Consider the following 24,451-nt stretch of genomic DNA (forward strand, 5'->3'; position numbering starts at 1 on the left):
GTGTGGTGAATGTTGATGCGACTGCAATGAGTACTTTTCGGTGTTGGATGAGCCTTTATAATTTTTGGCCAAAAAAAAGGGCTGAAAATTCAGCCCTTACTATATGTTGTGTAAACTTATAGGTTATCTAAGAAACGCTCAGCATCAAGTGCTGCCATACAGCCAGTACCAGCAGAAGTGATTGCTTGACGGTAGATATGATCAGACACATCACCGGCAGCAAAAACACCTGGTACACTTGTTTGTGTTGCATTACCGTTAAGACCAGACTCAACCACTAAGTAGCCGTCTTTCATTTCAAGTTGGCCAACAAACATATCAGTATTTGGTTTATGACCAATTGCAATAAATACGCCCGCTAAATCAATTTCTTCAGTGGCTTCTGAGTTTGCATCCTTGATACGAACACCGGTAACACCCATTTGGTCGCCCAGTACTTCATCAAGCGTACGGTTATAATGCATGACTACGTTACCGTTTGCTGCTTTTTCAGCGAGGCGATCGGCTAAGATTTTTTCACTGCGGAAGCTATCACGACGGTGAATTACATGTACTTCATCAGCAATGTTCGATAAATAAAGCGCTTCTTCAACCGCAGTATTACCACCACCAACAACCGCAACTTTTTGACCTTTATAGAAAAAACCATCACAGGTTGCACAGGCAGACACACCACGGCCTTGGAAGTTAGTTTCAGACTCTAGGCCCAAGTACTTAGCAGATGCACCCGTTGCAATGATCAGCGCATCACACGTGTAAGTACCTTGGTCGCCAGTTAGCGTGAAAGGGCGCTTAGATACATCAACAGTGTGTATGTGATCAAAGACAATTTCAGTTTCAAAACGCTCGGCATGCTCTTTCATACGATCCATTAATGCTGGACCTGTTAAACCGTGAGCATCGCCCGGCCAGTTTTCAACTTCAGTCGTTGTTGTAAGTTGACCGCCTTGTTGCATACCGGTGATCAATACCGGGTTTAAATTTGCGCGTGCTGCGTAAACTGCTGCAGTGTAACCCGCAGGTCCAGATCCTAAAATTAGCAACTTACAATGTTTTACTTCACTCATGTTTTTATATCCTAAACGTTTAATAGCGTATTAATGCGCTCGATTTTAAGAGAAACAAGAGGGAAGTAAATAAAAGCGGCGATTATTTTTTTTTCTAAATCACAAAGCTGTCAAATATTGTGTACTAGAATCATGATAAGTGTACGATTTGTATGATATCTGAGCTATTAATTCAGTATTAACTCAGCATGCGACGTTAATTCATGACCAAACTGTGTTTTTTTGATATGTTTTAACTAATTTTGATTTGTGACCCTGATTAAGGGTGACCTAAGTGAATAGGCAATTATGTTATTTTGGCAGGAAAAACCCGCGTACGGGTTGACTTCAAAAGACGTTAACGTCTTAACCAATGCACAAGAATATCGCACGCATTTACTAGCACTGATTGCGCAGGCAAAAAAACGTATTTATATTACGACACTTTATCTGCAAGATGATGAAGCAGGGCGTGAAGTGTTAGCAGCGTTACATCAGGCTTCATTAGCAAACTCCGCATTAGATGTAAAAGTGTTGGTTGACTTTCATCGTGCCCAACGCGGTTTAATTGGTGCGGCAAAGTCAGATGGTAACGCCAGTTTATATTGTGAATATCAAGAAAAATATCAATCAAATGTACAAATTTTTGGCGTACCAGTAAAAGCAAAAGAACTTTTTGGGGTGCTGCATTTAAAAGGTTTTGTAATTGATGATACGCTGCTTTACAGCGGTGCGAGTTTAAATAATGTGTATTTGCAGTATCAAGAGCGCTACCGGTTAGATCGCTATTTTTTAGTCGAGCAGGCCTCACTATGTGATTCTGTGATTGACTTTATTGAACATGAATTGTTGAGTTCTGAAGCCGTTCCACGCATTGATGTGCGGCCTTTAACAAAGTTTAATGATATTAAAATCGCACAAAAACAATTGATGCGTTCATTAAAGCAAGCTAACTACGCTCACAGTGTGGAGCAAAATGAGCAAGCACTTGGCGTGCGACTATTTTTAGGACTGGGACGACGTAATAACGAGCTTAATCGTGTGATCAAATCCTTATTTGATGCCACCGAGCAAGAGTTAGTGCTGTATACCCCATACTTTAATTTTCCTGCACCGTTAATGCGTTCCTTGCGCCGCTTACTAAAACAGGGCAAGCAAGTAACAATCGTAGTAGGCGATAAAACGGCGAATGATTTTTACCTGCCACCAAGTGAACCATTTAGTAAAATAGGGGCTTTGCCATACTTGTATGAAACGATTTTGCATAAATTTTTAAAATCGCAAAAGCGCCATATTATTAACGGTAATTTAAATGTGTATTTGTGGCAGCATGAAAGTAACTCATTTCATTTGAAAGGTATTTGTGCTGATCGCAAATATCATTTATTGAGTGGTCATAATTTAAATCCTCGTGCCTGGGGATTAGATATCGAAAATGGCATTTTATTAGAAGATCCTGAGCAAAGTCTCATGCCAGCAATCGACAATGAAAGAGCCGAGATATTACAACACTGTCGTCGTTTAAACGGTGCCGAAGATTTAGAAACCATGGACGATTACCCGCCAGCGGTTAAAAAATTGCTGGGGCAAGCTAAGCGTGTCAAAGTTGATTTTATTATTAAGCGTTTTATTTAACGCAAAGTTAGAGACTAAAATGTAAGTACTATAAAAGCAGCGGTTACGCTGCTTTTTGTTGATTTAGCCTCGGAGCTGTTGCCCAACTCCGCTACAATATTTTTGCAAAACTGATGATGGTTATTTTAATATTCAAAGGAACTAACAATGCTTATTAAATCCGCCGAGCAAAAAGATTACGCCTCTTTAATTGAGATCTGGGAAGCTTGCGTTTCTCATACCCATGACTTTTTAACCCAACAACACATAGATGAACTGAAACCATTGATTTTGACACATTATTTTGATGCTGTTAGTCTTTTTTGTTGTAAAGACAACAGTGGAAAAATAATCGGGTTTATTGGCGTTGCTGGCGGCAATATTGAAATGCTGTTTGTTGAGCCGACTTTCTTTGCGAAGGGGGTTGGCACGTTATTAATTAATTACGCGATTGATAATTTAGCGGCAACTCATGTTGATGTTAACGAGCAAAACCCTAAAGCCCAAGGTTTTTATTTAAGTAGAGGGTTTGAGCAAATAGGGCGCTCTGAATTAGATGGTCAAGGAAAGCCGTTTCCGCTGCTACATATGCGTTTAGCAAAAGTAACTGAGGCTGACTAAATGGAACTGGTGATTTCAGATTCAATAACTTTAAAGCCATTAGATATTAGTCACGCAGTTGAACTTTACCAAGTTATCGCCGATAGTCGGGAAAATCTTAGTCAATTTTTACCTTGGGTGGATGACGTAATAGATGTTAATTCAACTAAACGTTATATATATGAACGACTACACAGCGGTAAAGCAGGTTCTCAGTGGTTTGCGGTATATATAGAGGATCGCTTAAGCGGTGTATTTGGTATTAAACACATTGATCCTGACAGTAAAGGTGCTGAATGCGGTTATTGGTTAGCTGATTTTGCACGCGGGCAAAGAGCCATGAATCAAGTGCTTACTAAAATAGTGCCTTATATAAAAAATAATAGTCATGCAAAAGTGATTGAGTTTTGTTGTTTAGAGGAAAACTTAGCGAGTATAAAGGTTGTGCAACGCGCAGGCGCACAATTTAAATATTATCAAAAAGAGACATCAATCTTCCTTGCTAATCAGCAACAGCAGCGTTTAGGTGTTTATGAAATAAAGCTAACGTGATCTGTGTTCATGGAAAGTAAAAAAAGCGCAATACAATTAATATCGCGCTTTATTATTCTCGCTAACTCGCTAACTCGCTAACTCGCTAACTCGCTAACTCGCTAACTCGCTAAAACGTCCACTCAACATGAAATTGCGGTACCGACTCAGTGGTATCGGTCCCTAGCTTATTGTGCCAATATTGCCACTCAAGGCCAAGTAGTAAGGTATTTTCTTTCATGCTGATGGCATTACCCAAGTCCCAAGTAATGATAGGCTGCGCTAAGATCCACGCCTTAACATCTTCACCAAATTCATTTTCGCGCTCAGCAATATATTCAACATGGCCAGTTATATTAAATTTTTGTGAACCAATCGAAAACGGGTAACCCCATGCAACATCTAGCATCCAGCTGTTAGTTTCAATAGGCGCGCCGCCACGCGCAACACCCTCGTTATCATCTATATAGGCCGTAACTAGGGTTGATAAAAAACTAAATCCTGGCGCTTGCCAATTTACTTTAACACCGGGTAAATACTTCAATACCTTAGCATCACCTGCGGCGTTAAAGCCCGCTGTTAATCCAACGTCAGCAATAGCGCCAAACGAAAAGTCATTACCGGTTATTTTAGAAAGGCTAAAAGTTGAATACCATTCGCCATAAAAGTCACGGTCTTGATAGCCATCATCAACATTATCATTAATGTAATCTATGAAGAAAAAGTTATCACCATAGTCATAGCCAGAGGCGTGTTGCAGTGAAGCGATTGATGTACCTGCTTCTTGTTCAGTAAATGGGTTTTTAAAATCGCCGTAGTTTAAATGTAGTTGCGTTGTGCTCCAATTTGCAGCAAAGCTAGATGTACTAACTGCACAAAGGGCGAATAAAGATAATGTTGATTTTATATTCATAACTATATGTTTAATGGGGAGTAAAGTGCAAAGTATAGCAGATACGCCCAAACGTGAGCGCATCTGCTTAAGTATTTATGCCTTATTTCGGCGTAGGCAAATTACAGCTATAGCAGTAAATGCCAATATAAAGCAGTAGTAAGATGAGGTTGATACTTGCCACGGGCTAATTTTAAATGTTGCGCCAAGTAGTAACGCTTGTGCACCATAAGGGAGAGATCCTTGCGTAACACAGGCGAAAATATCCAGTAAGCTTGCTGAACGCTTACCGCTGATCTCACCATCATCGGCAAGTTTTTTGGCGATAGGACCGGCAACAATAATCGACACGGTATTATTCGCTATACATACGTTGCTGGTCATAACTAACGCGGCAATACCAAGTTGATCTGCCACTTTCCGGTGCCATTTTGCAATGACTTTAGTAATGGCTTGAATCTTTTGCGCGATATAATCAAGGCCACCGTTAATACGAATAAACTCTGATAAGCCACCAATAAACATCGACAGCAAGAATATTTCTTGCATATCAGTAAAGCCCTTATAAATGTCTTTTACAAAGCTGGCACCTTCATAACTGCCAGTAAAGCCCATCAGTGCCGCAAATATAATACCGCTGAACAGCACCACAAATACATTAAAGCCCATCACCGCTAGTACTAAAATAAATGCATAAGGTAGTACTAATAGAATATCGTAATCTTTAGTTTCTACTGCTTGAGCCGCAGGAGTTAAAAAGAATAATAAACCAATAGTGAGGATAGCTGCTGGCAATGCGATTTTTAAATTCTCACGGAATTTATCTTTCATCTCACAGCCTTGGGTACGCGTTGCAGCAATGGTGGTATCAGAAATAATTGATAAGTTATCGCCAAACATCGCACCTGACACAATCGTACCGGCCATTAATGCTGGATCAATACCGGTTTTAATAGAGACCGCATACGCAATCGGGCCAATCGCCCCGATAGTACCCATTGAAGTACCCATGGCCGTAGATACTACCGCTGCAATTAAAAATAAGCCCGGTAAAAGTAATGCTGGTGGAATAAGTGATAAACCGGCGTTAACAACCGCATCCACGCCGCCTGTTGCACCTGCGACGGCAGAAAATGCCCCAGCAAGTAAATAAATTAAGCACATAGTAATGATGTTGTTGTGACCGGCACCTTTTATAAAGGTTTCTACACTGTGGTTAATGGTGTTTTTATTTAACATAAACGCCAGCATAATCGCCGGTAAAATAGCAACAGGGGCAGGGAGCTGATAAAAAGCGTAATCGACCCCTTGTGATTGCAGGTATAAACCCGCGCCTAAAAATAAGGCCACAAAGGTTAATAGGGGGAGCAAAGATAGTTTTGCTGTTGTTTTATTAAATGATGGCTGCATCATATTCCTCGTTAGATAACTTCTTGCACAACTAACACAGCCAAAACATCCCTCTTTTAGCTGAATTTAGTTGTCATACCTACCACAATGATAAGTACCTCAACAGCGCCCGCAAGCCAAAGACCAAATCGGCGCAAAGAAAGAAGTTTAAATGTATAGATGGCTAAAGTCTATGGGTATCTGTTATTATTATTTTTTAAAAGGCTTACCTGACTATTACACGAGTTTTAGATAAAATCTAGCCAACTCAAAAAATGCATAGGTTATTAATATGAATCGAATAGGCGTATTTGGCGCAAACGGAAGAATGGGCTTGGCATTAATTGAAGCCGCTCACAAAAATAATCATACCGAGCTTAGTGCAGCCTATGTACGCAGCAGTTCTCCCTTATTAAATATTGCCGTTAATCAATTAAATAGCGCAGCACCTGCGACAATTAATTTTAGTGATGAACGCAACGTTGACAATACCGACGTACTGATTGATTTTACGCTCCCAGCGGGTATGCGTGAGCATTTAAAAACAGCTGTTGCACAAAATATCCCGATGGTGATTGGCACCACCGGTTTAAATGACGACGATATGCTGGCGTTACAAACGGCTGCCAAGCAGATTCCAATTGTGTTTGCGCGAAATTACAGCGTAGGCGTAAATTTACTGTTGAATTTAGTGCAAACCGCCGCCACTAAATTTGGTGATGATTTAGATATCGAAATTTTTGAAGCGCATCATCGCCATAAAATAGATGCGCCATCAGGCACTGCACTTGCCATTGGTGAAGCAATTGCCGATGCAAAAGGGTGGGTGCATGATGAGGTTGCGGTATTTGATCGCAGCCGAGTAGAAACAGAAAAATCGCAAAATGAAATTGGTTATTCGGTGCTCCGAGGCGGAGATATAGTTGGTGAACATACCGCATATTTCGCAACTTCTGGCGAAAGGCTTGAATTAACTCATAAAGCAAGTTCTCGAATGACCTTTGCATTAGGCGCAGTAAGAGCTGCGGGCTGGTTGAAAAATAAGCCTGCAGGACTTTATGACATGCAAGATGTCCTCGACTTGAAGTAGTTTAGTTACTTTTTTGGGTGTTTGGTGGCTTTTTTGGCTTATAGGGCTTATTTTTACTGATTATTGAAATAGGGTTAGACCTAAAAGGCAAATTACTATAAAATAGCGCTAATTTGCCAAAAATTCATAATTGCGTGTTTCCAATCGCTATAAACGGGTAGTAAAGCAAATGACTTTACTCCCGTTTTTTACTGTTAGGAGGTTAACTTGACTAAATCCGCTCTGTTAGTTCTAGAAGACGGCACAGTGTTTCGCGGTACTGCAATCGGCGCTGACGGCATGTCTGTCGGTGAAGTAGTATTCAATACATCAATGACTGGTTATCAGGAAATTCTGACTGACCCTTCATACGCGGAACAAATCGTAACTTTGACGTACCCACACATAGGTAATACGGGTACTAACAGCGAAGACGAAGAAGCGAGTCACATTTGGGCTAAAGGCCTAGTGATCCGTGATTTGCCACTGCTAGCAAGTAATTTCCGTAACGAGCAATCGTTAGATGATTACTTAAAAGAACGTAATATCTTAGGTATTGCAGACATCGACACCCGTAAGCTTACCCGTATTTTGCGCGATAAAGGCGCTCAAAACGGTTGTATTATTGCAGGTGACGAATTAGATGAAAACCAAGCGCTCGCAGCTGCGCAAGCCTTCCCAGGCTTAAAAGGTATGGATTTAGCGAAAGTAGTATCAACCAAGGAAAATTTCGAGTGGCGTGAATCAAGCTGGACATTAGGCGCAGGGTTCAAAACTCTAAACGCAGCCGATGAAAAGTTTCACGTTGTTGCTTATGATTTCGGTGTGAAGCGTAATATTCTCCGTATGCTTGTAGACCGTGGTTGTAAATTAACCGTTGTACCTGCACAAACCTCGGCAGCTGACGTGTTAGCACTTAACCCAGATGGTATCTTTTTATCGAATGGCCCGGGCGATCCTGAACCGTGTACTTACGCCATTGAAGCAATTAAAGCCTTTTTAGAAACTGAAATTCCTATTTTTGGTATCTGTTTAGGTCACCAATTGTTAGCCCTTGCCTCGGGTGCAAAAACAGTGAAAATGAAGTTTGGTCATCACGGTGGTAACCACCCAGTGAAAGATTTAGACCGTAACGTAGTAATGATCACTGCGCAAAACCATGGTTTTGCTGCCGATGAAACAACGTTACCAGATAACCTTCGTGCTACGCATAAATCGTTATTTGACGGAACGTTGCAAGGTATTCACCGCACCGACAAACCTGCTTTTAGCTTCCAAGGTCACCCTGAAGCAAGCCCAGGTCCACACGATGCAGCCCCATTATTTGACCACTTCATCGATTTGATGCAAGCGCGTAACAACTAATTAAACCGGAGTAACAATGCCAAAACGTACCGACATAAAAAGCATTCTTATCCTAGGCGCAGGCCCGATTGTAATCGGCCAAGCCTGTGAATTTGACTACTCTGGTGCTCAAGCGTGTAAAGCACTTAGAGAAGAAGGCTATCGAGTTATTTTAGTTAACTCAAACCCTGCAACAATTATGACCGATCCTGATATGGCTGATGCGACCTACATCGAGCCAATTCATTGGGAAGTGGTAGAAAAAATCATTGAAAAAGAAAAGCCAGATGCAGTGCTACCTACAATGGGTGGTCAAACCGCATTAAACTGTGCGCTAGAACTAGACAAGCACGGTGTATTGGCAAAGCATGGTGTTGAGCTAATTGGCGCAACAGCTGATGCAATCGATAAAGCAGAAAACCGCGAACGTTTCGATATCGCAATGAGAAATATCGGTTTAGAATGCCCGCGTGCTGAAATTGCTCATTCAATGGATGAAGCAAAAGACATCATCAAACGCATTGGTTTACCGTGTATTATTCGACCTTCTTTCACTATGGGCGGCACCGGCGGCGGTGTGGCGTATAACTTAGAAGAGTTTGAAGAAATTTGTGAACGCGGTTTAGACCTTTCTCCAACCAGCGAGCTATTGATTGATGAATCATTGATCGGTTGGAAAGAGTACGAAATGGAAGTTGTGCGTGACAAAAACGACAACTGCATTATCGTTTGTGCAATTGAAAACTTTGACCCAATGGGTGTTCATACTGGCGATTCAATCACCGTTGCTCCTGCGCAAACATTAACTGACAAAGAATACCAATTAATGCGTAATGCCTCTATGGCAGTACTGCGTGAAATTGGTGTTGAAACAGGTGGCTCAAACGTACAGTTTGGTGTTAATCCTGATGACGGCCGTATGGTTATTATCGAGATGAACCCACGTGTATCACGTTCATCAGCACTTGCTTCAAAAGCAACCGGTTTCCCGATTGCTAAAATCGCGGCTAAGCTAGCGGTAGGCTACACACTTGATGAACTACAAAACGACATCACCGGTGGTAAAACACCTGCGTCGTTCGAGCCATCAATCGACTATGTAGTAACAAAAATTCCTCGCTTTAACTTTGAAAAATTTGCTGGTGCAAACGACCGTTTAACCACGCAAATGAAATCTGTAGGCGAAGTAATGGCGATTGGTCGTAACCAACAAGAGTCGTTACAAAAAGCATTACGTGGTCTGGAAGTTGGCGCAACGGGTTTCAACCCAATCGTGGCACTTGACGATCCGAAAGCGAAAGAGAAAATCATCCGTGAATTACGTGAGCCAGGCGCTGAGCGTATTTGGTATATTGCTGATGCAATGCGTCACGGCATGAGCGTTGAAGAAGTGTTTCAGTTAACCAAAGTTGACCGTTGGTACTTAGTACAGATTGAAGATATCTTAAAAGACGAAGCTAAAATTGCCGAAGTGGGCATGGCTGGCTTAAGCGCTGATTTCCTTCGTAAGTTAAAACGTAAAGGTTTTGCTGATCCTCGTATCGCTGAAATTGCCGGTGTGTCTGAAGCTGAAATTCGTAAAAAGCGTCACTTATTAAACATCGTGCCAGTATACAAGCGCGTTGATACGTGCGCTGCAGAATTTAGCTCTGATACTGCATACATGTACTCAACGTACGATGAAGAGTGTGAAGCTAACCCATCTGATCGTGATAAAATCATGGTGATTGGTGGCGGTCCTAACCGTATCGGTCAAGGTATTGAATTTGATTACTGTTGTGTTCACGCAGCCCTTGCACTACGTGAAGACGGTTACGAAACTATCATGGTTAACTGTAACCCTGAAACGGTTTCTACCGACTACGATACGTCAGACCGTTTATACTTTGAACCAATTACCCTTGAAGACGTACTTGAAATCGTACGTGTAGAAAAGCCTGTTGGTGTAATCGTGCAATACGGTGGTCAAACACCACTTAAACTTGCCCGTGAACTTGAAGCTAACGGCGTGCCAGTAATTGGTACTTCACCAGATGCGATTGACCGTGCAGAAGACCGTGAGCGTTTCCAACAACTTGTTGAGCGTTTAAACCTGCTTCAGCCTGAAAATGCCACTGTGACTTCAACTGAAGAAGCGATTTTAAAATCAGCTGAAATTGGTTTCCCACTGGTTGTACGTCCTTCGTATGTACTAGGTGGTCGCGCAATGGAAATTGTGTATGACGAGCAAGACTTACGTCGTTACATGACCGAAGCCGTATCTGCATCAAATGAAGCACCAGTACTACTTGACCGTTTCTTAGATAATGCGATTGAAGTTGACGTTGACGCAATTTGCGACGGCGAGCAAGTGATCATCGGCGGCATCATGGAACACATTGAACAAGCGGGTGTTCACTCAGGTGACTCAGCCTGTTCATTACCAGCCCATTCGTTATCACAAGAAGTGCAAGACGTAATGCGCAAGCAAGTAACTGACATGGCACTGGAGCTTGGCGTGGTTGGTTTGATGAATACACAGTTTGCTGTTAAAGATGGCAAAGTGTACTTAATCGAAGTAAACCCACGTGCAGCGCGTACGGTACCGTTCGTATCAAAAGCGACCGGTGTGGCACTTGCAAAAGTAGCGGCACGTTGTATGGCGGGTCAATCTTTAGCAAGCCAAGGCATTACTAAAGAAGTGATACCACCTTACTACAGCGTAAAAGAAGTGGTATTGCCATTTGCTAAGTTCCAAGGTGTGGATCCTATCCGTGGCCCTGAAATGCGCTCTACTGGTGAAGTAATGGGTGTCGGTGATACATTCGCCGAAGCCTTTGCAAAAGCACAATTAGGTGCAAGCAACACTTTACCACGCGGTGGCCGCGCGTTACTATCTGTGCGTAATAGCGATAAGCCACGTATTGTTGAACTAGCTAAAACCATGACAGACCTAGGTTTTGAACTAGATGCAACAGGTGGCACAGCCGCTGCACTTGAAGATGCTGGTATTGCAGTACGTCGTGTAAACAAAGTATTTGAAGGTCGCCCGCACATTCTTGATAGAATCAAAAATGGCGAGTATAGCTATATCGTTAATACTACCGAAGGTCGCCAAGCGATCGAAGATTCGAAGGTGTTACGTCGTGGTGCATTGCAACACAAAACTAACTATACAACGACCTTGAATGCGGCATTTGCTAACTGTACTGCTAACCAAGCAGACGACCGCAGCAAAGTGACGTCAGTTCAAGAACTACACCTGCGATTGAACTAAGGAAATGTGCCAAGGCCGTTTATCGGCCTTGGGATTAAGTGAGAAAAGTATGCAAACAATTCCGATGACAGTTCGTGGCGCAGATTTAATGCGCAAAGAACTTAACGAATTAAAAACAGTTACCCGTCCAAAAATTGTATCTGATATTGCAGTTGCACGTGAACATGGTGACTTAAAAGAAAACGCTGAATATCATGCAGCGCGTGAGCAACAGGGTTTTTGCGAAGGCCGTATTCAAGAAATTGAAGCTAAGCTTTCAAATGTACAAATCATTGATGTGACTAAACTACCAAATACGGGTAAAGTTATTTTTGGTACCACAGTAACAATCGTTAATGTTGAGACTGATGCTGAAGTTAAATACCAAATTGTTGGTGATGATGAAGCAAGTATTAAAGATAACCGTATTTCGGTTAATTCACCGATTGCCCGTGGTTTAATTGGTAAACAAGCAGATGATGCTGTGATCATTAAAACCCCGAAAGGCGACGTGGAATACGAAATCATTGAGGTTGAGTACATTTAATTACTTTACTCATTTTCACGTTTTTAAAAACCGATGCTTGCATCGGTTTTTTTATGCCATAAACAATCTCGACATTTCTTAATAAATTGGGTACGTTAAGCTAACGTATTGATAATTTGCAGATGTTGATGACAGCAATTACTTTTCCTGACGCATTAAAAAACGGCGATAAAATTGCCATTTGCGCATTTTCATCCGGTGTTAAGAGTATCTTTCACCCACGCCTGGAACGCGTACTTTCTGGCTTAACACGCCGTGGCTACCAAGTAGTCGAAGGTAAATGCTTAAGACAACAAAGTAGCCCAGCAAAACAACGCGCTGATGAGCTAATGGCATTCTTACTTGATGACAGCATTGCCGCAATTATGCCGCCGTGGGGTGGTGAGCTTGCCATGGAAATACTTCAGTATATTGATTTTAATGCGGTTAAATCTGCCAAGCCAAAGTGGTTAGTAGGTTTTTCAGATGTGAGCACGTTTGCCTGTATGCTTACAGTGCGATGTGGTTGGGTAACACTTCATGCTGCAAATCTAATGCAATTACATCCTAACGAGAAAGACAATTACTGCTTGCAAGTTTTTGATGTTCTGGCGCTTGAGAAAAATGGCTATTTCGAACAGGTGCCTGCCAAGTATTATCAGACTAAAGTGATTGATTACGCAAAAGAGCCAGATGCATTATTTGATTATACTCAGCCGAGTCAATGGCGCTGCCTAAACTATCAAGACTCAAGGCAAGTAGAGCTGACGGGGCGGTTATTTGGTGGCTGTTTAGACTCACTTAACGTGTTACTGGCTTCTCCATATCTTGATCTGCATAACTTTAAGCAAACATATGCGCCAGAAGGTTTACTACTTTATTTAGAAAATGCAGAGCTTTCACCTACAGCAGTGGCCCGTACTTTAATGGCGTTGCGGTTAAATGGTGTGTTTGCTGATATTAACGGTATTATTCTGGGGCGTAGTGCTTTGCTTAGCTCTCCAGAGCAAGACATTGATTATTACCAAGCCCTTGAGCTTGCGTTAGGTAATTGTTTATTCCCAGTTATCATCGACGCTGATATCGGACATGTTGCACCCAATTTATGTTTAGTGAATGGCGCGTTTTGCAGTTTTAAAGCCACTATAGATAAAGGCTTAGTTTACAATGCGAGCCTAGTGACCACTTTGCAATAGAACTTCGTACCTAATTGGTGATAAAAATGCATATTAAGGCAATGGCGTTAATATGCATTTTTCGCGATACGTAATTATTTTGAATCAGATAACCTTTCGACTAACTCAACACGTCGATTCAGCTCTCGACCTAATTCGTTTTTGTTAGTGGCTGCGGGAGCATAGGGGCCAACACCTTGAGGTATTAACCTTGTTTTAGCGATACCATAGTCAGCAATTAAAGCTTTAACGACCGCATCAGCCCGACGTTTAGAAAGGTCTAAATTATATTCAGCAGAGCCTTTATCATCTGTGTGACCAACAACATACAAACTCAATGCCTTATTTTTTTCTAAAACTTGCGCAATGACATCCAATGATTGTTTAGATTCAGGCTTTATGACCGCTTTATCGTAGTCAAATAACACCCCATAGATTGAGGCTTTACCTTTTTGCTTAAGTTGCTCTAACACTTTATCGCTATTTGTCTCTATTAACCCAGTTAATAATGGCTCGCTCTGCATCACTACAAGCTGAATACGAGAATCGCCTTCATAGTTACCGATGAAAAAAGCTACATAGGTAGTTTGGCCCTCAACAGTACTCTTCATAACTTGGTATCGAGGTTGGCGCCAGTAATTATAAGCTTGTTTTACAGCGAGCTTATCCCCTAACTTTTGTAAATCCTCACGGATTAACCTATCTCTGGTGTTACCACTGCATGCATCCTTTTGACAAGAGAATACCGTTTCAAACCCTTCTTTTACTAAAGCACTTAGATAATTATGATAAATTTTTAGCGTTGACACCCTGTTTACGACATAAGTAATTTGGGTTAAGTCTCCGGTAACGTCTAGCATTGGGAGTGTCTTTGTTTTTGTATCAACAATACCAACAGGAATGCTGAATTCTTCATAATCAACCTGTTTGTAATCTTCAATATAACTACTAGGGTAGCGACTTATTAATGGATGATCTGCTGAGCCCCCTTTATCTTTACGCGGTGCCTTGGTTATCTGTTTACTATTGTGTTTGGTAAATGCGTCAAAATTGGCAGTGACAAGTCCTGATTCAATGTCTTTTATATCCACTGTGGTTAATAATACTCGCGTCGTATTTTTATACTGACCAACAAATAACGAAATAGCAGCATCGAGGGACTCATCCCCTTTTGTGGCGAAAATATAGTGAGGTTGTTGGAATTGATTACTAGGGTTAAAGTAGCTAGACTTTTCAGCTAATAATTTTCTTTGTTCACGTTTATCTCCTGAATAACAATCACTTAAAGAACATGTATAAACCACTTTAAAACCAGCATCACTTAACGCACTTTCATAATTTTTTGTTACCTTTAACGAAGCAACATTTTTTATCGTATAAGCGTAATGGCCTGTATCACCAATGAATTTTTTATACTCAAATTGTTGAGACTTTTCAGCTGTAGCAACAAACTTTGTAACAAGGCGAGTTTCTTCACCCGCTAAAATAACGGAGTTCTCCAGCTTGGCACTTGGATAGGGGGAAAGCAAAAGCTCTGCGTGTAGGTTAAATACACATATTAGGGGGGCGATACAAAATATAAGTACCTTGGTTATTTTGTTATTCATTGAAATTCCTTTTATTAATGAAGGTAAACATTGTATTTAAAAAATAAGTTGGCCTAATTAAACTTTATAAAAAAGAATAAATCGCAATTTTTTAACGCTTACAAATTTTGCTGGCGTTGATAGTAACTTTACAGGCTTGAGTGTCAGTTGATTGCCAATGCTGGATATCGGATGGCGCAGTACAGCCAGCATCTTCAATAAGTAAAATGTCATCCTCACACAGTAATAAAATGGCATTTTTATCTTGAATGAAAACTTTTAACTGATAGCCCTCAAAAGGGGTGAGTTTGTTTTTATTGCTGTTGATAGCAGCCATTAGTAATGCTTGCGGATCAGTATAGGTTTTGGTGCTGAACTTTAATGTGCCATCAACCGCGGCTGAAATATCTTTTAGTTGTGATGCAAGATCAGCCATCTTTTCTGGATCATGTGCATTAGCTAGGCTAGAGCAGCCCACAGATAAAACAATTACTAAGATTAGAGTTAAGTATTTCATTTTAAATATTCCACGCGGTTAAGTTGCCATTTTCGTCTTTACCGTTGTCTAAATTCCAATTACAAATTTGCCAGCACTCTCCATCATTAAAAATAGCATTAGCAATAATCGATATAAAATACTGTATATTTTCAACCGCTAAATTAAAAATGTCGTCGTAGTGCATTGGGCCATTTGGAGTATTAAGCTGCTCAATGTAAGTGTAATCAATCTCATCTTGGCGAGGGTAGAGTAGCCCATTGTTTGCCGCAACATGCCTTGCCCATGGGAAGAGTCGATATCCTTCTTCAGCATGATCAACAACCAGTTGAAAGCCTGAATGCCACGCATCAAAGTCAGGAGCTGCTGATTGTGTGTAATCTGGGTGGATATGCGATAAAACATGCTGCCACAGTTGTTTAATATCTTCATCAAGGCAGTTATTTTGGCTGCTACATGAGCCGATATTAAGCCGAACGCGATCAGCAAGGCCAATTTCACCCAAGTTTAACCTTGGCCAAATGTAAGCGTCTTGATTCATTTCACAAGTGCGGTGGTCAGTTTGGTTTTGCTCATACGGGCCCACTTTAAGCTCGACCACCGGATGAATGGTGATATCAGCTGCAACATGCGACATATAACCACACAGCCAAGCAAAGCATTTCTCTTGCGCTGATCCCTCTAGATTTTTGCAATACTTTACTGCTTCTTTAATTACATCACCGGTATTGTGATAATGCATTAAATCAGCCCATTTATTTTGCTCTGAATTACCCACAGCTAAATAAGGGTAGTCAGGCGATACACAGCCTAACTCAAGGTATTTTTGATTTTGACTTAAGATCAGCTTTGCTTTGGTAGGAATATTCATTCCAATCAGGGCGTTATTCTCAGTAGCTAAGTTAGCCGCAGTAATGTGTGCAAAGGCACCTGGCATCAGTAAATCCTTCTACTTAGTAGTTTTGTTAATATATTTGCAATTGATCCAAGTTGCAATGGTTAAGTAATTAGTCAAATAGGCTTATTAGTTAGCTTTAAAATGGACTGCGTAATTTTAGTTATCAATAAACGTAACTTGAGCTTAAATCCATCGAGCTCACAGGCTACTGCCAAGCTCTAAAATGGCTATCTATTTTAGTAGGAGTTTAGTTGCCAAGAAGCGGAGACAAAACTAGCTGAGTTGGGCATAACTCAAGCATATCTTTTAGAGGAATCGGCTTATGGTGAGTGTTGACTCGTTTATTCACAGGGTAAAGGAGTTTATGATGGAGCTAAAAAAGACAGTGAGCGGGTCAGCGGCACGAGCTAAGCGTGCCGCATCAGTTGTTACTCAACGATAAATGTAATGCGTTTATGACTCGAATAAGGAGCTATATCATCTTTTGCATAAACAAGCACTTGATAGTTACCTGAGGAAACTAAAGGCAATATTGCTGTATCACTTGTTTCGTTACCAATAGATGCAGCCCTGCCATTTGGCAATAATACGAGCCATGTGTAGGTAATGGGATCTGTTTCTTTGTCATAGGCGTGTGCTTTGAGTGTTAAATTACTGCCTTTGATTTTATTCCCGAACATCTCAACATCGATAATGGTCGGCGCGGAGTTATCGGGATCTTCTACTTTGATTGCGACAAACCTGTTCGTGGTGTTTTCTCCGTCAGAGGCGGCGACTTGTAAAATGTAAAAGCCAGCAACATCAAAACGAACTCTAGCGCGGCTACCTGTTTCAGCAATAATATCTGCTTGGCTATTCGCTGGCCTATTTAGCCACTTCCAGCTCAACTCTACTTGCGCGCCCTCAGGATCTTGTACTTCAGCGTAGAATAATTGCTCTGATAGGGTAAAGGTATTAAGCAATGGGCTTGGCAAGACGTTAAGTGCTGGTGGTGCATTTTGGTCGGAACTAAATGAAATTGCTGTTTTACCAGCATCGCTCTGTTTCTCTGAGACCGTTATCGTTTTTACGACTGATTCCGTACGGTCACTATTTCTATCTTTGAGTGTAAAACGAACCTTGTATTCACCGGCAACATCTGGAATAAAGAAGGAGATATACGACATAGTATAAGCTAATGTTACCTTGCTGGTAGCAGGAACACTGTCGAAGCTAAACATAGGAGTCGCAAAATTGTATTGCATGCTGTCTTTTGCATCAAGGTTAATAAACTCGTTCACTTCAGCGGTTTCAGGTGCGTCAAATGATGCTATGAGCTCTGGTCTATCATCATATACTTCTATCTGTTTAGTTACCGTTTCTGAATAGGCTTTACCATCATGTACCGTTAAGCTGATCGTGAATATGCCATAGTCTCTTCCTTCAAAACTAGCACTTTGTCCTTCAGGGTTGGTGAGAAAGAAGTCTAATGCATTGTTAGCACTGGTAACTTGCCACTTATAATAAATATTATCGCCATCAGCATCTGAGCTATTTTTTCCACTTAGTGTTACTTGCTTATTTTTACCCGCTTTTTCCTCAAAAGGAGTAATAACAGCTGTTGGGGCATGATTTTTTGGCTCAATCGGTTTATCTGAAATGCTCACTGACGCTGTAGCAATAGACTCTGTTGAACCTGACTTAATGATTAGCTGAATTTGATATGTACCAGCTATATCGGCAACAAACTCGCTCATTAGGCTGCTATTATTTGCTATTTTTGCAGAGCTATTATCAGGCTTTTCATTAATTGACCAATCCACACTTGAAATGGCAGGAACAATGCTACTTGTTCCTACTAATCTGACCGTTGAACCGGTGTATACCGATTGGATCGGATTGATTTTAGCAGTAATGGCACCTGAGCCGGTTGAACTATCGGTAGATGTATCTTTATCGCTATCACTGAGATTATTATTTTCTACTTGTGGCTTAGTTGAACTACCTGAACCGCCGCACGCAGTTAGTGTTACCCCAAGAAATAAAGCCAATAATATTAATTTTTTATTCATTTTAATGTCCCTATACTTTATCCTAGCAAACAAAATACATGCTTTAGAATATTTAATCTAGTTAAAATTTGTTCATCACAAAGGTCAGCTTGTGCAAATATAGAAGTTAAGTTAAAAGCCCTCATTAAAAAGTTAAAACTGCAATTGTGCAGTCATTTTCGTGCGCGCAATTTAGGTTTAAGCGGATTAATAACTTATTAAATAGAAAAAATGAAAGTAACCTTGTAGTAAAAGATTAACTCTTAATCTAAAAAGTAAATGTGGTGGAACAGCTTTGTTTGTTCAATTAGAGTGGCTGTCTAGTTTTATAATTTCGCATTCAAGATATATAGGCTTTGCGAAAGCACCTATAGAAAATAAAAGTGTTTTAATAACAATATATTAAAGGGATATTTTAACTTCTTTGAATAGAATTTTGATATGGCTTTTCGGGCATTATAGAGCACATATAATATAGTTATGTTTAATTCTCGATAATTACAGCTGTGCCCGAAGCAACGATAAATAACATACCTGATTTACCACCGCCAGATATCTCACTGTAATCTAAATCAATACCTATTACGGCATTAGCACCTAGAGAATAGGCTTCTTTTCTAAGTTCATTTAGTGCTGTTTTACGGGCATCTCTAAGCGTGTTTTGTATGCTGTTACTGCGACCTCCAAAAGTATCACTAAAACTTGCAAAAATATCTTTAAAAATGTTCATGCCATAAGCGCATTCGGCAGTAATAACATCAATACGTTTTGTAATATTTAAGTTTGGCGCTGTTTCGGTTGTCAGTAGTACGTCTTTTGCTTCAACTTTGTTTAGTTTACTTGCAATAGCGTGTTCTATTTTCTGTTTATCATAGTCTTGTTTGGCTTTACTGCCATTAACACCATATTTTCTGGTTAGGTGGATATCTTTAGCTTTCTCTATTGTGTTAGCTACAGACTCTGAAATTTGTGTTAAGTATTTACCATAATAGAGCACATCGTAATGGTTTTGGTTTTGCTGGGTTCTGATTCCCGCTAATCCAAATTCTTTTTTCATGAATTTAAGGTAAGGCAAAGATATTTCGATTTCATTGCTGTTTAGGTCAGCTAGGTTTGTATCGTCGAAGCCTTCTATGAAAGCATCGCATTCTTTCATACCATGATTTTTATAAATACCAGATTGACTGTAGATCGTTGTTAAGTTGCATAAAAATTGGCCTTTATACCAAATGGCTGCAATAGCATTATGCCCGTCTTTCTTTAATGCGTATGCTAAGTCTGATGTATTATATGTGTTACCAGTTATATTATTTATTAGCTCTTTATCTTTTAAGCTCCAGTCAGGCTTAGTATTTGATGGTGTTGATTTATCACTTTTAGAAAAAAACATATCTCTCCTTAGAAACTTTAATAGTAAAAAGTAGCTTGATTGTAGAATTGAACTTCAAGCATATGTTGATAGCTATACAAACATGCTTTAACTCTGCCAACCAAACATTAGCATATAAAGGGTATAATATGACTTAATAAAGGGGAGTTATGCAAAATTCACATCGAATAGAAAACGATAAACTAATTTTTAAAGCGCTGGTGGAATTGCTCAATCAATCTAGCCGATACAAAAATCCTAGTTGTTATGCTTTAGTAAATCACCTTAATAATAAAGGTATTAAGACAAGCTGGGGGCACAATTGGACTCGGAAAAGCTTATTTAGGTATCTACAAAGAAACGGCTTTCTGGTGTGTGGGGCTTACGCAATAGCTTAGATCAATACACGAAACTAGCTAAGTTTATTTAGGGTATTTTCAGACATCGTAAAACGGGAGTTTCGTAACCAGTACGCACGAACAGCTAAATGAAGTAAGCTTTATTTCCCAGCTATAAAATGAGTAGAGTGGCTACAGATTGGCTACAGATTGGCTACACGAAAGGCTTTTAAAGAAAACAACTTATATATAAATGAGGTTAAGTTGTTGAATTAAATGGTCGGTATGGAGAGATTCGAACTCTCGACCCCTGCCACCCCATGACAGTGCGCTACCAAGCTGCGCTACATACCGACGTTGCAAGCAATAGTACGTATATTTTTTCAAAAATCAATAAGCTTTTGTTTGTTTGAACATTTATTGCACGTACTGAGTGAAATAAATCATTTTATGAGGATGTTTAGTTATTTATCCAGTCATTGATCGATTTATACATCACATCTCGTAGTATAGGTTGAGCAGTTTTGTTAGGGTGTATGTTGTCGTTTTGCATCAGGCTATTATCAGCAGCGACATTCAAGATAAAAAATGGCATTAAATGGCTGTTTGTGGCACCAGCAACCTCAGCAAAACTAGCGGTAAATAATCCGGTATAACGTGGCCCATAGTTAGGCGGGATGTGTACTTCCATAATCGCTACTTTGGCATCAGCTTGTTTGCTCTTGCTCACTAAACTGGCTAGGTTTTCTTTTAGGCGTTTAATTGGAAAGCCACGCAGGCCGTCGTTACCACCAAGCTCTATAAGTACATGGCTCGGTTGAAACTCATTAAGTAGGGCGTCTAAACGACGCAGTGCGCCACCGGTGGTTTCGCCACTGATACTGGCATTGATAAGTTGGATCGGCGCTTGCTCGTTGTCGTACTTATCTTGTAACAGTTTAACCCAGCCTTGCTCTTGTTTTAAGCCGTAGGCGGCGCTTAAACTATCACCTAAAATTAAAATTGTGTTGTCAGCTGCCGCACTAAGTGGTTTGATTACTAATAGTAAAACGAAAATAAAACGTAGGATTGAATACATCATATGTCAGCGCTATCTCAATTAAATATCATTCAGGTTAAAGGTCTTTCTAAAACGGTTAATACCCTTGAAGGGGATTTGCCCATCCTCAGTGACATCACCTTTAATGTCAAGTCTGGAGACTCAGTTGCTGTAGTTGGTACCTCAGGTTCAGGTAAATCAACTTTATTAAGTTTGCTCGCAGGGCTTGACCAATCGACTCAGGGATCAATTTATTTAGATGGTGAGCCGCTGCATGAACTTGATGAAGAAGCGCGTGCGGCATTAAGAGCTGCAAAAGTCGGTTTTGTATTTCAATCATTTATGTTGGTACAGAGTTTAACAGCACTTGAGAATGTGATGTTACCGGCAGAGCTTGCTGGTGAAAAAAATGCCAAGCAACAAGCACTCGATCTTCTGGAAAAAGTAGGTTTAAGTCATCGTATTGAGCATTATCCGTCGCAATTGTCTGGTGGTGAGCAGCAGCGTGTAGCGATTGCTCGCGCATTTATTGGCACACCAAAGATTTTATTCGCCGATGAGCCATCAGCAAATCTTGATAGCAAAAATGGTAAGTTAATTGAGTCACTGTTATTCGAGCTTAATCAGCTTCATGGCACGACGTTGATTTTAGTCACACATGATGAGGCGTTAGCAGCAAAGTGTCAGCATGTGTTACAAATTGAAGCGGGTCAATTAGTTAAAAATACCAATGAGGCTGTGGCGAATGTGGGTTAAATTAGCATTAAAATTATTTAGCCGTGAATTTCGCCGTGGTGAACTCACGGTGATTTGTGCGGCCATAGCGTTGGCGGTATTGACGGTTTTAACGCTTTCTATGGTGACTGATCGCATAGGGCAAAGCATCGCACAAAAAAGCAGTGCCTTTATTGCCGCTGATCGCGTACTGGCAAGCAACCATGAATTACCGGGTGAATATTTAACAACAGCAAGCGAATACAACTTACAAACCGCACAGCTCACTTACTTTGATACTATGTTGTTTGCTAATGACGAAATGCAATTAAGCTCAGTAAAGGCGGTGTCGGAGCATTATCCACTTAAGGGCGAACTAAAAGTTAAAAGCAGTTTAACCGGAGAGGTTGAAGTGGCCACGCAAGGGCCAACTGTTGGTAATGTGTGGTTTAGTGAATCGGTATTTTATGCACTAAATGTAAAAGTAGGTGATACGGTTGAGCTAGGCGCTGCGCAATTTAATATTGAAAAAGTATTGGTGGAAGAGCCAGATGCGCCATTTAATATTTTTTCAAGTAGTCGTCGTGTGTTGTTAAATAACCAAGATGTAGACAAAACTGAAGTGATCCAGCCGGGCAGCCGTGTTTTTTACCGCCAGTTGTATGCAGGGGATGAGAGTAACCTTACTGACTTTTATAGCTGGCTAAAACCACAAATGAAAGAAAACCAGCAATGGTATGGTGTTAAAGACAGACAGTCGCCGATTGCAAATAGCTTAAACCGCGCTGAAAGCTTTTTATTATTAGCGGGGTTATTGGGCATTATTTTAGCGGCGGTGGCGATTGCCGTGTCTGCAAAGCGTTATTGCGAACGCCAATATGACCCAGTTGCGATGATGAAAACCTTAGGTGGTAGCCGATCGACAATTCGCAAAATTTACTTACTGCATTTATCACTGGTGTGTGCTTTGTCGGTCATACTTGGCTTAGCCATTGGCTATGGTTTACAAGAGATAGCCACTAGTTATTTAGCTAAATCAATGAACAATACTCTTCCTGCAGCGGGTATAAAACCGTGGTTTGTGGCGATTAGTACTGGCGTTATCTGTGCCGTGATGTTTTCAATCAAGCCGTTATTAGATTTATTTGATATTCCACCGCTTAGGGTATTACGCCGTAACTTAGGCGATAAGCTACTAGTAAGTAAAGTGCATTTAGCGATGTCGGGCTTAACAGTCTTTTTATTAATGTGGTTGTTTAGTAATAACCTTAAAATTACCGCTATTTTGTTTGTCTCTACTTTAATTTTGATTGCAATACTGTTTGTATTATCTCGGTTAATTTTTGGCAGCGGACGTAAACTAGGATTGCGCCCGGGGAATAGTTGGTCATTAGCGATTGCTTCGTTGCAAAAACGTGCCAATGCTAATGCGGTACAGTTGATCAGTTTTTCGTTGGCAATAAAGCTATTGTTATTTTTAGTGGTGCTGAAAAACGATATGATCGCAGATTGGCAATCGCAACTTCCAAGCGACGCGCCGAATGCTTTTTTAGTAAATATAACCGAAACTGAATTGCCAGACGTAACAAGCTTTTTAGAGCAAAAAAATATTCAAGTATCTGAGTTCTATCCGACTATTCGTGGTCGCGTAAACGCTGTTAATGGTGAATTAGTTGCTCGCGAAGTCTCATTGCAAGACAACGAGAAGAAAGACGAAGAAGCACGCGCAGGTATTGGCCGTGAACTAAATCTTACATGGTTAGAGCAAGTCCCTGTGCAAAATGAGATCATAGACGGGCAGTGGTTTGCCGACAATGCCACCGCTGAAGCATCGATCGAAGAATCTATGCTAGAGCGTTTAGATGTGAAACTGGGTGATACGCTAACATTTTTGATTGGCGCCCAGTCATTTGATGCCAAAATCACCAGTGTTCGTAAAGTTAATTGGGCTACTTTAAAGCCTAATTTCTTTATTATATTAAGTCCTGATGTACTGGCTGATTTTCCTGCGACGTATATTTCATCGGTGCGTATCGAAGCCGATCAAAAACGCGACTTTAGTGAGCTACTACGTGCCTACCCGACAATCAACGCCATCGACGTTGACAGCTTTGTCAAACAAATACGTTCTACTATTTCGCAAGTATCGCTGGCAATTGGATTTGTACTGGCGATAGTGGTGATGTGTGGTGGCTTAGTTTTAATTTCGCAAGTGCAAGCAAGCCTTGGTGAACGGATGCAGGAAATTGTCATATTGCGTACCTTAGGCGCCAAAGGGCGGCTAATAAAAAATGCCACTTTATATGAGTTTTTATTGCTGGGCAGCGCTGCTGGTTTTGTCGCTGCACTGGTTAGTGATGTGGCTTTATTTATAGTGCAACGTGAGATGTTTGATTTAGCAGGTAAGTTACACCCGCACATTTGGTTAATAGGGCCATTAGTGGGGGGTGTGTTTGTGGCATCACTAGGCTACTTTATGATAGCTAGAACCATGCGTAAAAATACCCAAGGGTTACTACGCTCTTTAGCCTAAAAGGTTAGCAATTAAACAAGCCCGTTT

The 24,451-nt window shown here is 40.7% G+C and carries 19 protein-coding genes and 1 tRNA gene; 10 read left to right on the forward strand and 10 right to left on the reverse strand.

What is annotated here, in order from left to right; all coding sequences use genetic code 11:
* Nucleotides 1-116: 116 nt before the first annotated feature.
* Entirely contained in the window at nt 117-1,067 is a 951-nt protein-coding gene (trxB, locus tag H5232_RS08530) for a thioredoxin-disulfide reductase (RefSeq protein ID WP_138562378.1), read from the reverse strand.
* Nucleotides 1,068-1,355: 288 nt separating this feature from the next.
* On the opposite strand from trxB, the gene pssA reads away from it, so the two are divergent.
* The 3 genes from pssA (at nt 1,356) to H5232_RS08545 (ending at nt 3,812) form a co-directional block, all read left to right on the forward strand.
* A complete protein-coding gene (gene pssA, locus H5232_RS08535) occupies nt 1,356-2,681 on the forward strand; it encodes a CDP-diacylglycerol--serine O-phosphatidyltransferase (RefSeq protein WP_182830776.1) in 1,326 nt (441 codons plus the stop codon).
* A 147-nt stretch (nt 2,682-2,828) separates the two neighbouring features.
* Nucleotides 2,829-3,281 carry a GNAT family N-acetyltransferase gene (locus H5232_RS08540; protein WP_182830777.1) on the forward strand — a complete coding sequence of 151 codons (453 nt, stop codon included), beginning with the start codon at nt 2,829-2,831 and terminating at the stop codon, nt 3,279-3,281.
* Nucleotides 3,282-3,812, forward strand: a complete 531-nt coding sequence (locus H5232_RS08545; protein WP_182731288.1) for a GNAT family N-acetyltransferase — start codon at nt 3,282-3,284, stop codon at nt 3,810-3,812. It abuts the gene before it with no gap.
* 109 nt (nt 3,813-3,921) lie between these two features.
* Here H5232_RS08545 and H5232_RS08550 read toward each other — a convergent pair whose 3' ends face one another.
* Nucleotides 3,922-4,704 carry a nucleoside-binding protein gene (locus H5232_RS08550; RefSeq protein ID WP_182731289.1) on the reverse strand — a complete coding sequence of 261 codons (783 nt, stop codon included), beginning with the start codon at nt 4,702-4,704 and terminating at the stop codon, nt 3,922-3,924.
* A gap of 75 nt (nt 4,705-4,779) precedes the next feature.
* The gene (locus tag H5232_RS08555; RefSeq protein ID WP_145233394.1) at nt 4,780-6,093 is read right to left on the reverse strand and encodes a Na+/H+ antiporter NhaC family protein; all 1,314 of its coding nucleotides are present in this window, start codon (nt 6,091-6,093) and stop codon (nt 4,780-4,782) included.
* 271 nt (nt 6,094-6,364) lie between these two features.
* Here H5232_RS08555 and dapB point away from each other — a divergent pair, with 271 nt between their 5' ends.
* The 5 genes from dapB to H5232_RS08580 all read left to right on the forward strand — a co-directional run bounded on the left by dapB (nt 6,365) and on the right by H5232_RS08580 (nt 13,442).
* Nucleotides 6,365-7,162 carry a 4-hydroxy-tetrahydrodipicolinate reductase gene (gene dapB / locus H5232_RS08560; RefSeq protein ID WP_145233082.1) on the forward strand — a complete coding sequence of 266 codons (798 nt, stop codon included), beginning with the start codon at nt 6,365-6,367 and terminating at the stop codon, nt 7,160-7,162.
* Nucleotides 7,163-7,369: 207 nt separating this feature from the next.
* On the forward strand, nt 7,370-8,506 hold the full coding sequence (gene carA / locus H5232_RS08565; RefSeq protein ID WP_145233083.1) for a glutamine-hydrolyzing carbamoyl-phosphate synthase small subunit: 1,137 nt from the start codon (nt 7,370-7,372) through the stop codon (nt 8,504-8,506).
* Nucleotides 8,507-8,522: 16 nt separating this feature from the next.
* Nucleotides 8,523-11,741: a carbamoyl-phosphate synthase large subunit gene (gene carB, locus H5232_RS08570; protein WP_149982336.1), complete on the forward strand. Its 3,219-nt coding sequence runs from the start codon at nt 8,523-8,525 to the stop codon at nt 11,739-11,741.
* A 49-nt stretch (nt 11,742-11,790) separates the two neighbouring features.
* The gene (gene greA, locus H5232_RS08575) at nt 11,791-12,267 is read left to right on the forward strand and encodes a transcription elongation factor GreA (protein WP_145233085.1); all 477 of its coding nucleotides are present in this window, start codon (nt 11,791-11,793) and stop codon (nt 12,265-12,267) included.
* 128 nt (nt 12,268-12,395) lie between these two features.
* A complete protein-coding gene (locus H5232_RS08580) occupies nt 12,396-13,442 on the forward strand; it encodes a S66 peptidase family protein (RefSeq protein WP_182830778.1) in 1,047 nt (348 codons plus the stop codon).
* 74 nt (nt 13,443-13,516) lie between these two features.
* On the opposite strand, the gene H5232_RS08585 is transcribed toward H5232_RS08580, so the two are convergent.
* The 7 genes from H5232_RS08585 to H5232_RS08615 all read right to left on the reverse strand — a co-directional run bounded on the left by H5232_RS08585 (nt 13,517) and on the right by H5232_RS08615 (nt 21,219).
* A complete protein-coding gene (locus H5232_RS08585; RefSeq protein ID WP_182830779.1) occupies nt 13,517-15,028 on the reverse strand; it encodes an OmpA family protein in 1,512 nt (503 codons plus the stop codon).
* A gap of 91 nt (nt 15,029-15,119) precedes the next feature.
* Entirely contained in the window at nt 15,120-15,524 is a 405-nt protein-coding gene (locus H5232_RS08590) for a hypothetical protein (protein WP_182830780.1), read from the reverse strand.
* Nucleotide 15,525: 1 nt separating this feature from the next.
* On the reverse strand, nt 15,526-16,440 hold the full coding sequence (locus tag H5232_RS08595) for a zinc dependent phospholipase C family protein (protein ID WP_182830781.1): 915 nt from the start codon (nt 16,438-16,440) through the stop codon (nt 15,526-15,528).
* Between the two features lie 389 nt (nt 16,441-16,829).
* A complete protein-coding gene (locus H5232_RS08600; protein ID WP_182830782.1) occupies nt 16,830-18,452 on the reverse strand; it encodes a PKD domain-containing protein in 1,623 nt (540 codons plus the stop codon).
* A gap of 463 nt (nt 18,453-18,915) precedes the next feature.
* Nucleotides 18,916-19,821 carry a YbjQ family protein gene (locus H5232_RS24175; RefSeq protein ID WP_259400117.1) on the reverse strand — a complete coding sequence of 302 codons (906 nt, stop codon included), beginning with the start codon at nt 19,819-19,821 and terminating at the stop codon, nt 18,916-18,918.
* Between the two features lie 594 nt (nt 19,822-20,415).
* Nucleotides 20,416-20,492, reverse strand: a tRNA-Pro gene (locus H5232_RS08610).
* A gap of 106 nt (nt 20,493-20,598) precedes the next feature.
* Nucleotides 20,599-21,219, reverse strand: coding sequence for an arylesterase (locus H5232_RS08615; protein WP_145233087.1), 621 nt, complete (start codon nt 21,217-21,219; stop codon nt 20,599-20,601).
* Between H5232_RS08615 and H5232_RS08620 the strand changes: the two genes are divergently transcribed.
* On the forward strand, nt 21,220-21,933 hold the full coding sequence (locus tag H5232_RS08620) for an ABC transporter ATP-binding protein (RefSeq protein WP_145233088.1): 714 nt from the start codon (nt 21,220-21,222) through the stop codon (nt 21,931-21,933).
* On the forward strand, nt 21,923-24,424 hold the full coding sequence (locus tag H5232_RS08625) for an ABC transporter permease (protein ID WP_182830783.1): 2,502 nt from the start codon (nt 21,923-21,925) through the stop codon (nt 24,422-24,424). Before H5232_RS08620 ends, H5232_RS08625 begins: the two co-directional genes overlap by 11 nt.
* Nucleotides 24,425-24,451 lie beyond the last annotated feature (27 nt).

The organism is Pseudoalteromonas sp. SG41-5, from assembly GCF_014164495.1.
GTDB lineage: Bacteria > Pseudomonadota > Gammaproteobacteria > Enterobacterales > Alteromonadaceae > Pseudoalteromonas > Pseudoalteromonas rhizosphaerae.

Bases quoted from the DNA above. Each gene is read 5' to 3' on its own strand.
- H5232_RS08545 (WP_182731288.1), top strand. From the start codon at position 3,282: ATGGAACTGGTGATTTCAGATTCAATAACTTTAAAGCCATTAGATATT.
- H5232_RS08555 (WP_145233394.1), bottom strand. From the start codon at position 6,093: ATGCAGCCATCATTTAATAAAACAACAGCAAAACTATCTTTGCTCCCC.
- H5232_RS08585 (WP_182830779.1), bottom strand. From the start codon at position 15,028: ATGAATAACAAAATAACCAAGGTACTTATATTTTGTATCGCCCCCCTA.
- H5232_RS08580 (WP_182830778.1), top strand. From the start codon at position 12,396: ATGACAGCAATTACTTTTCCTGACGCATTAAAAAACGGCGATAAAATT.
- H5232_RS08615 (WP_145233087.1), bottom strand. From the start codon at position 21,219: ATGATGTATTCAATCCTACGTTTTATTTTCGTTTTACTATTAGTAATC.
- H5232_RS08595 (WP_182830781.1), bottom strand. From the start codon at position 16,440: ATGCCAGGTGCCTTTGCACACATTACTGCGGCTAACTTAGCTACTGAG.
- H5232_RS24175 (WP_259400117.1), bottom strand. From the start codon at position 19,821: ATGTTTTTTTCTAAAAGTGATAAATCAACACCATCAAATACTAAGCCT.
- greA (WP_145233085.1), top strand. From the start codon at position 11,791: ATGCAAACAATTCCGATGACAGTTCGTGGCGCAGATTTAATGCGCAAA.
- H5232_RS08550 (WP_182731289.1), bottom strand. From the start codon at position 4,704: ATGAATATAAAATCAACATTATCTTTATTCGCCCTTTGTGCAGTTAGT.
- H5232_RS08625 (WP_182830783.1), top strand. From the start codon at position 21,923: ATGTGGGTTAAATTAGCATTAAAATTATTTAGCCGTGAATTTCGCCGT.
- pssA (WP_182830776.1), top strand. From the start codon at position 1,356: ATGTTATTTTGGCAGGAAAAACCCGCGTACGGGTTGACTTCAAAAGAC.
- H5232_RS08540 (WP_182830777.1), top strand. From the start codon at position 2,829: ATGCTTATTAAATCCGCCGAGCAAAAAGATTACGCCTCTTTAATTGAG.
- H5232_RS08620 (WP_145233088.1), top strand. From the start codon at position 21,220: ATGTCAGCGCTATCTCAATTAAATATCATTCAGGTTAAAGGTCTTTCT.
- dapB (WP_145233082.1), top strand. From the start codon at position 6,365: ATGAATCGAATAGGCGTATTTGGCGCAAACGGAAGAATGGGCTTGGCA.
- trxB (WP_138562378.1), bottom strand. From the start codon at position 1,067: ATGAGTGAAGTAAAACATTGTAAGTTGCTAATTTTAGGATCTGGACCT.
- H5232_RS08600 (WP_182830782.1), bottom strand. From the start codon at position 18,452: ATGAATAAAAAATTAATATTATTGGCTTTATTTCTTGGGGTAACACTA.
- H5232_RS08590 (WP_182830780.1), bottom strand. From the start codon at position 15,524: ATGAAATACTTAACTCTAATCTTAGTAATTGTTTTATCTGTGGGCTGC.
- carB (WP_149982336.1), top strand. From the start codon at position 8,523: ATGCCAAAACGTACCGACATAAAAAGCATTCTTATCCTAGGCGCAGGC.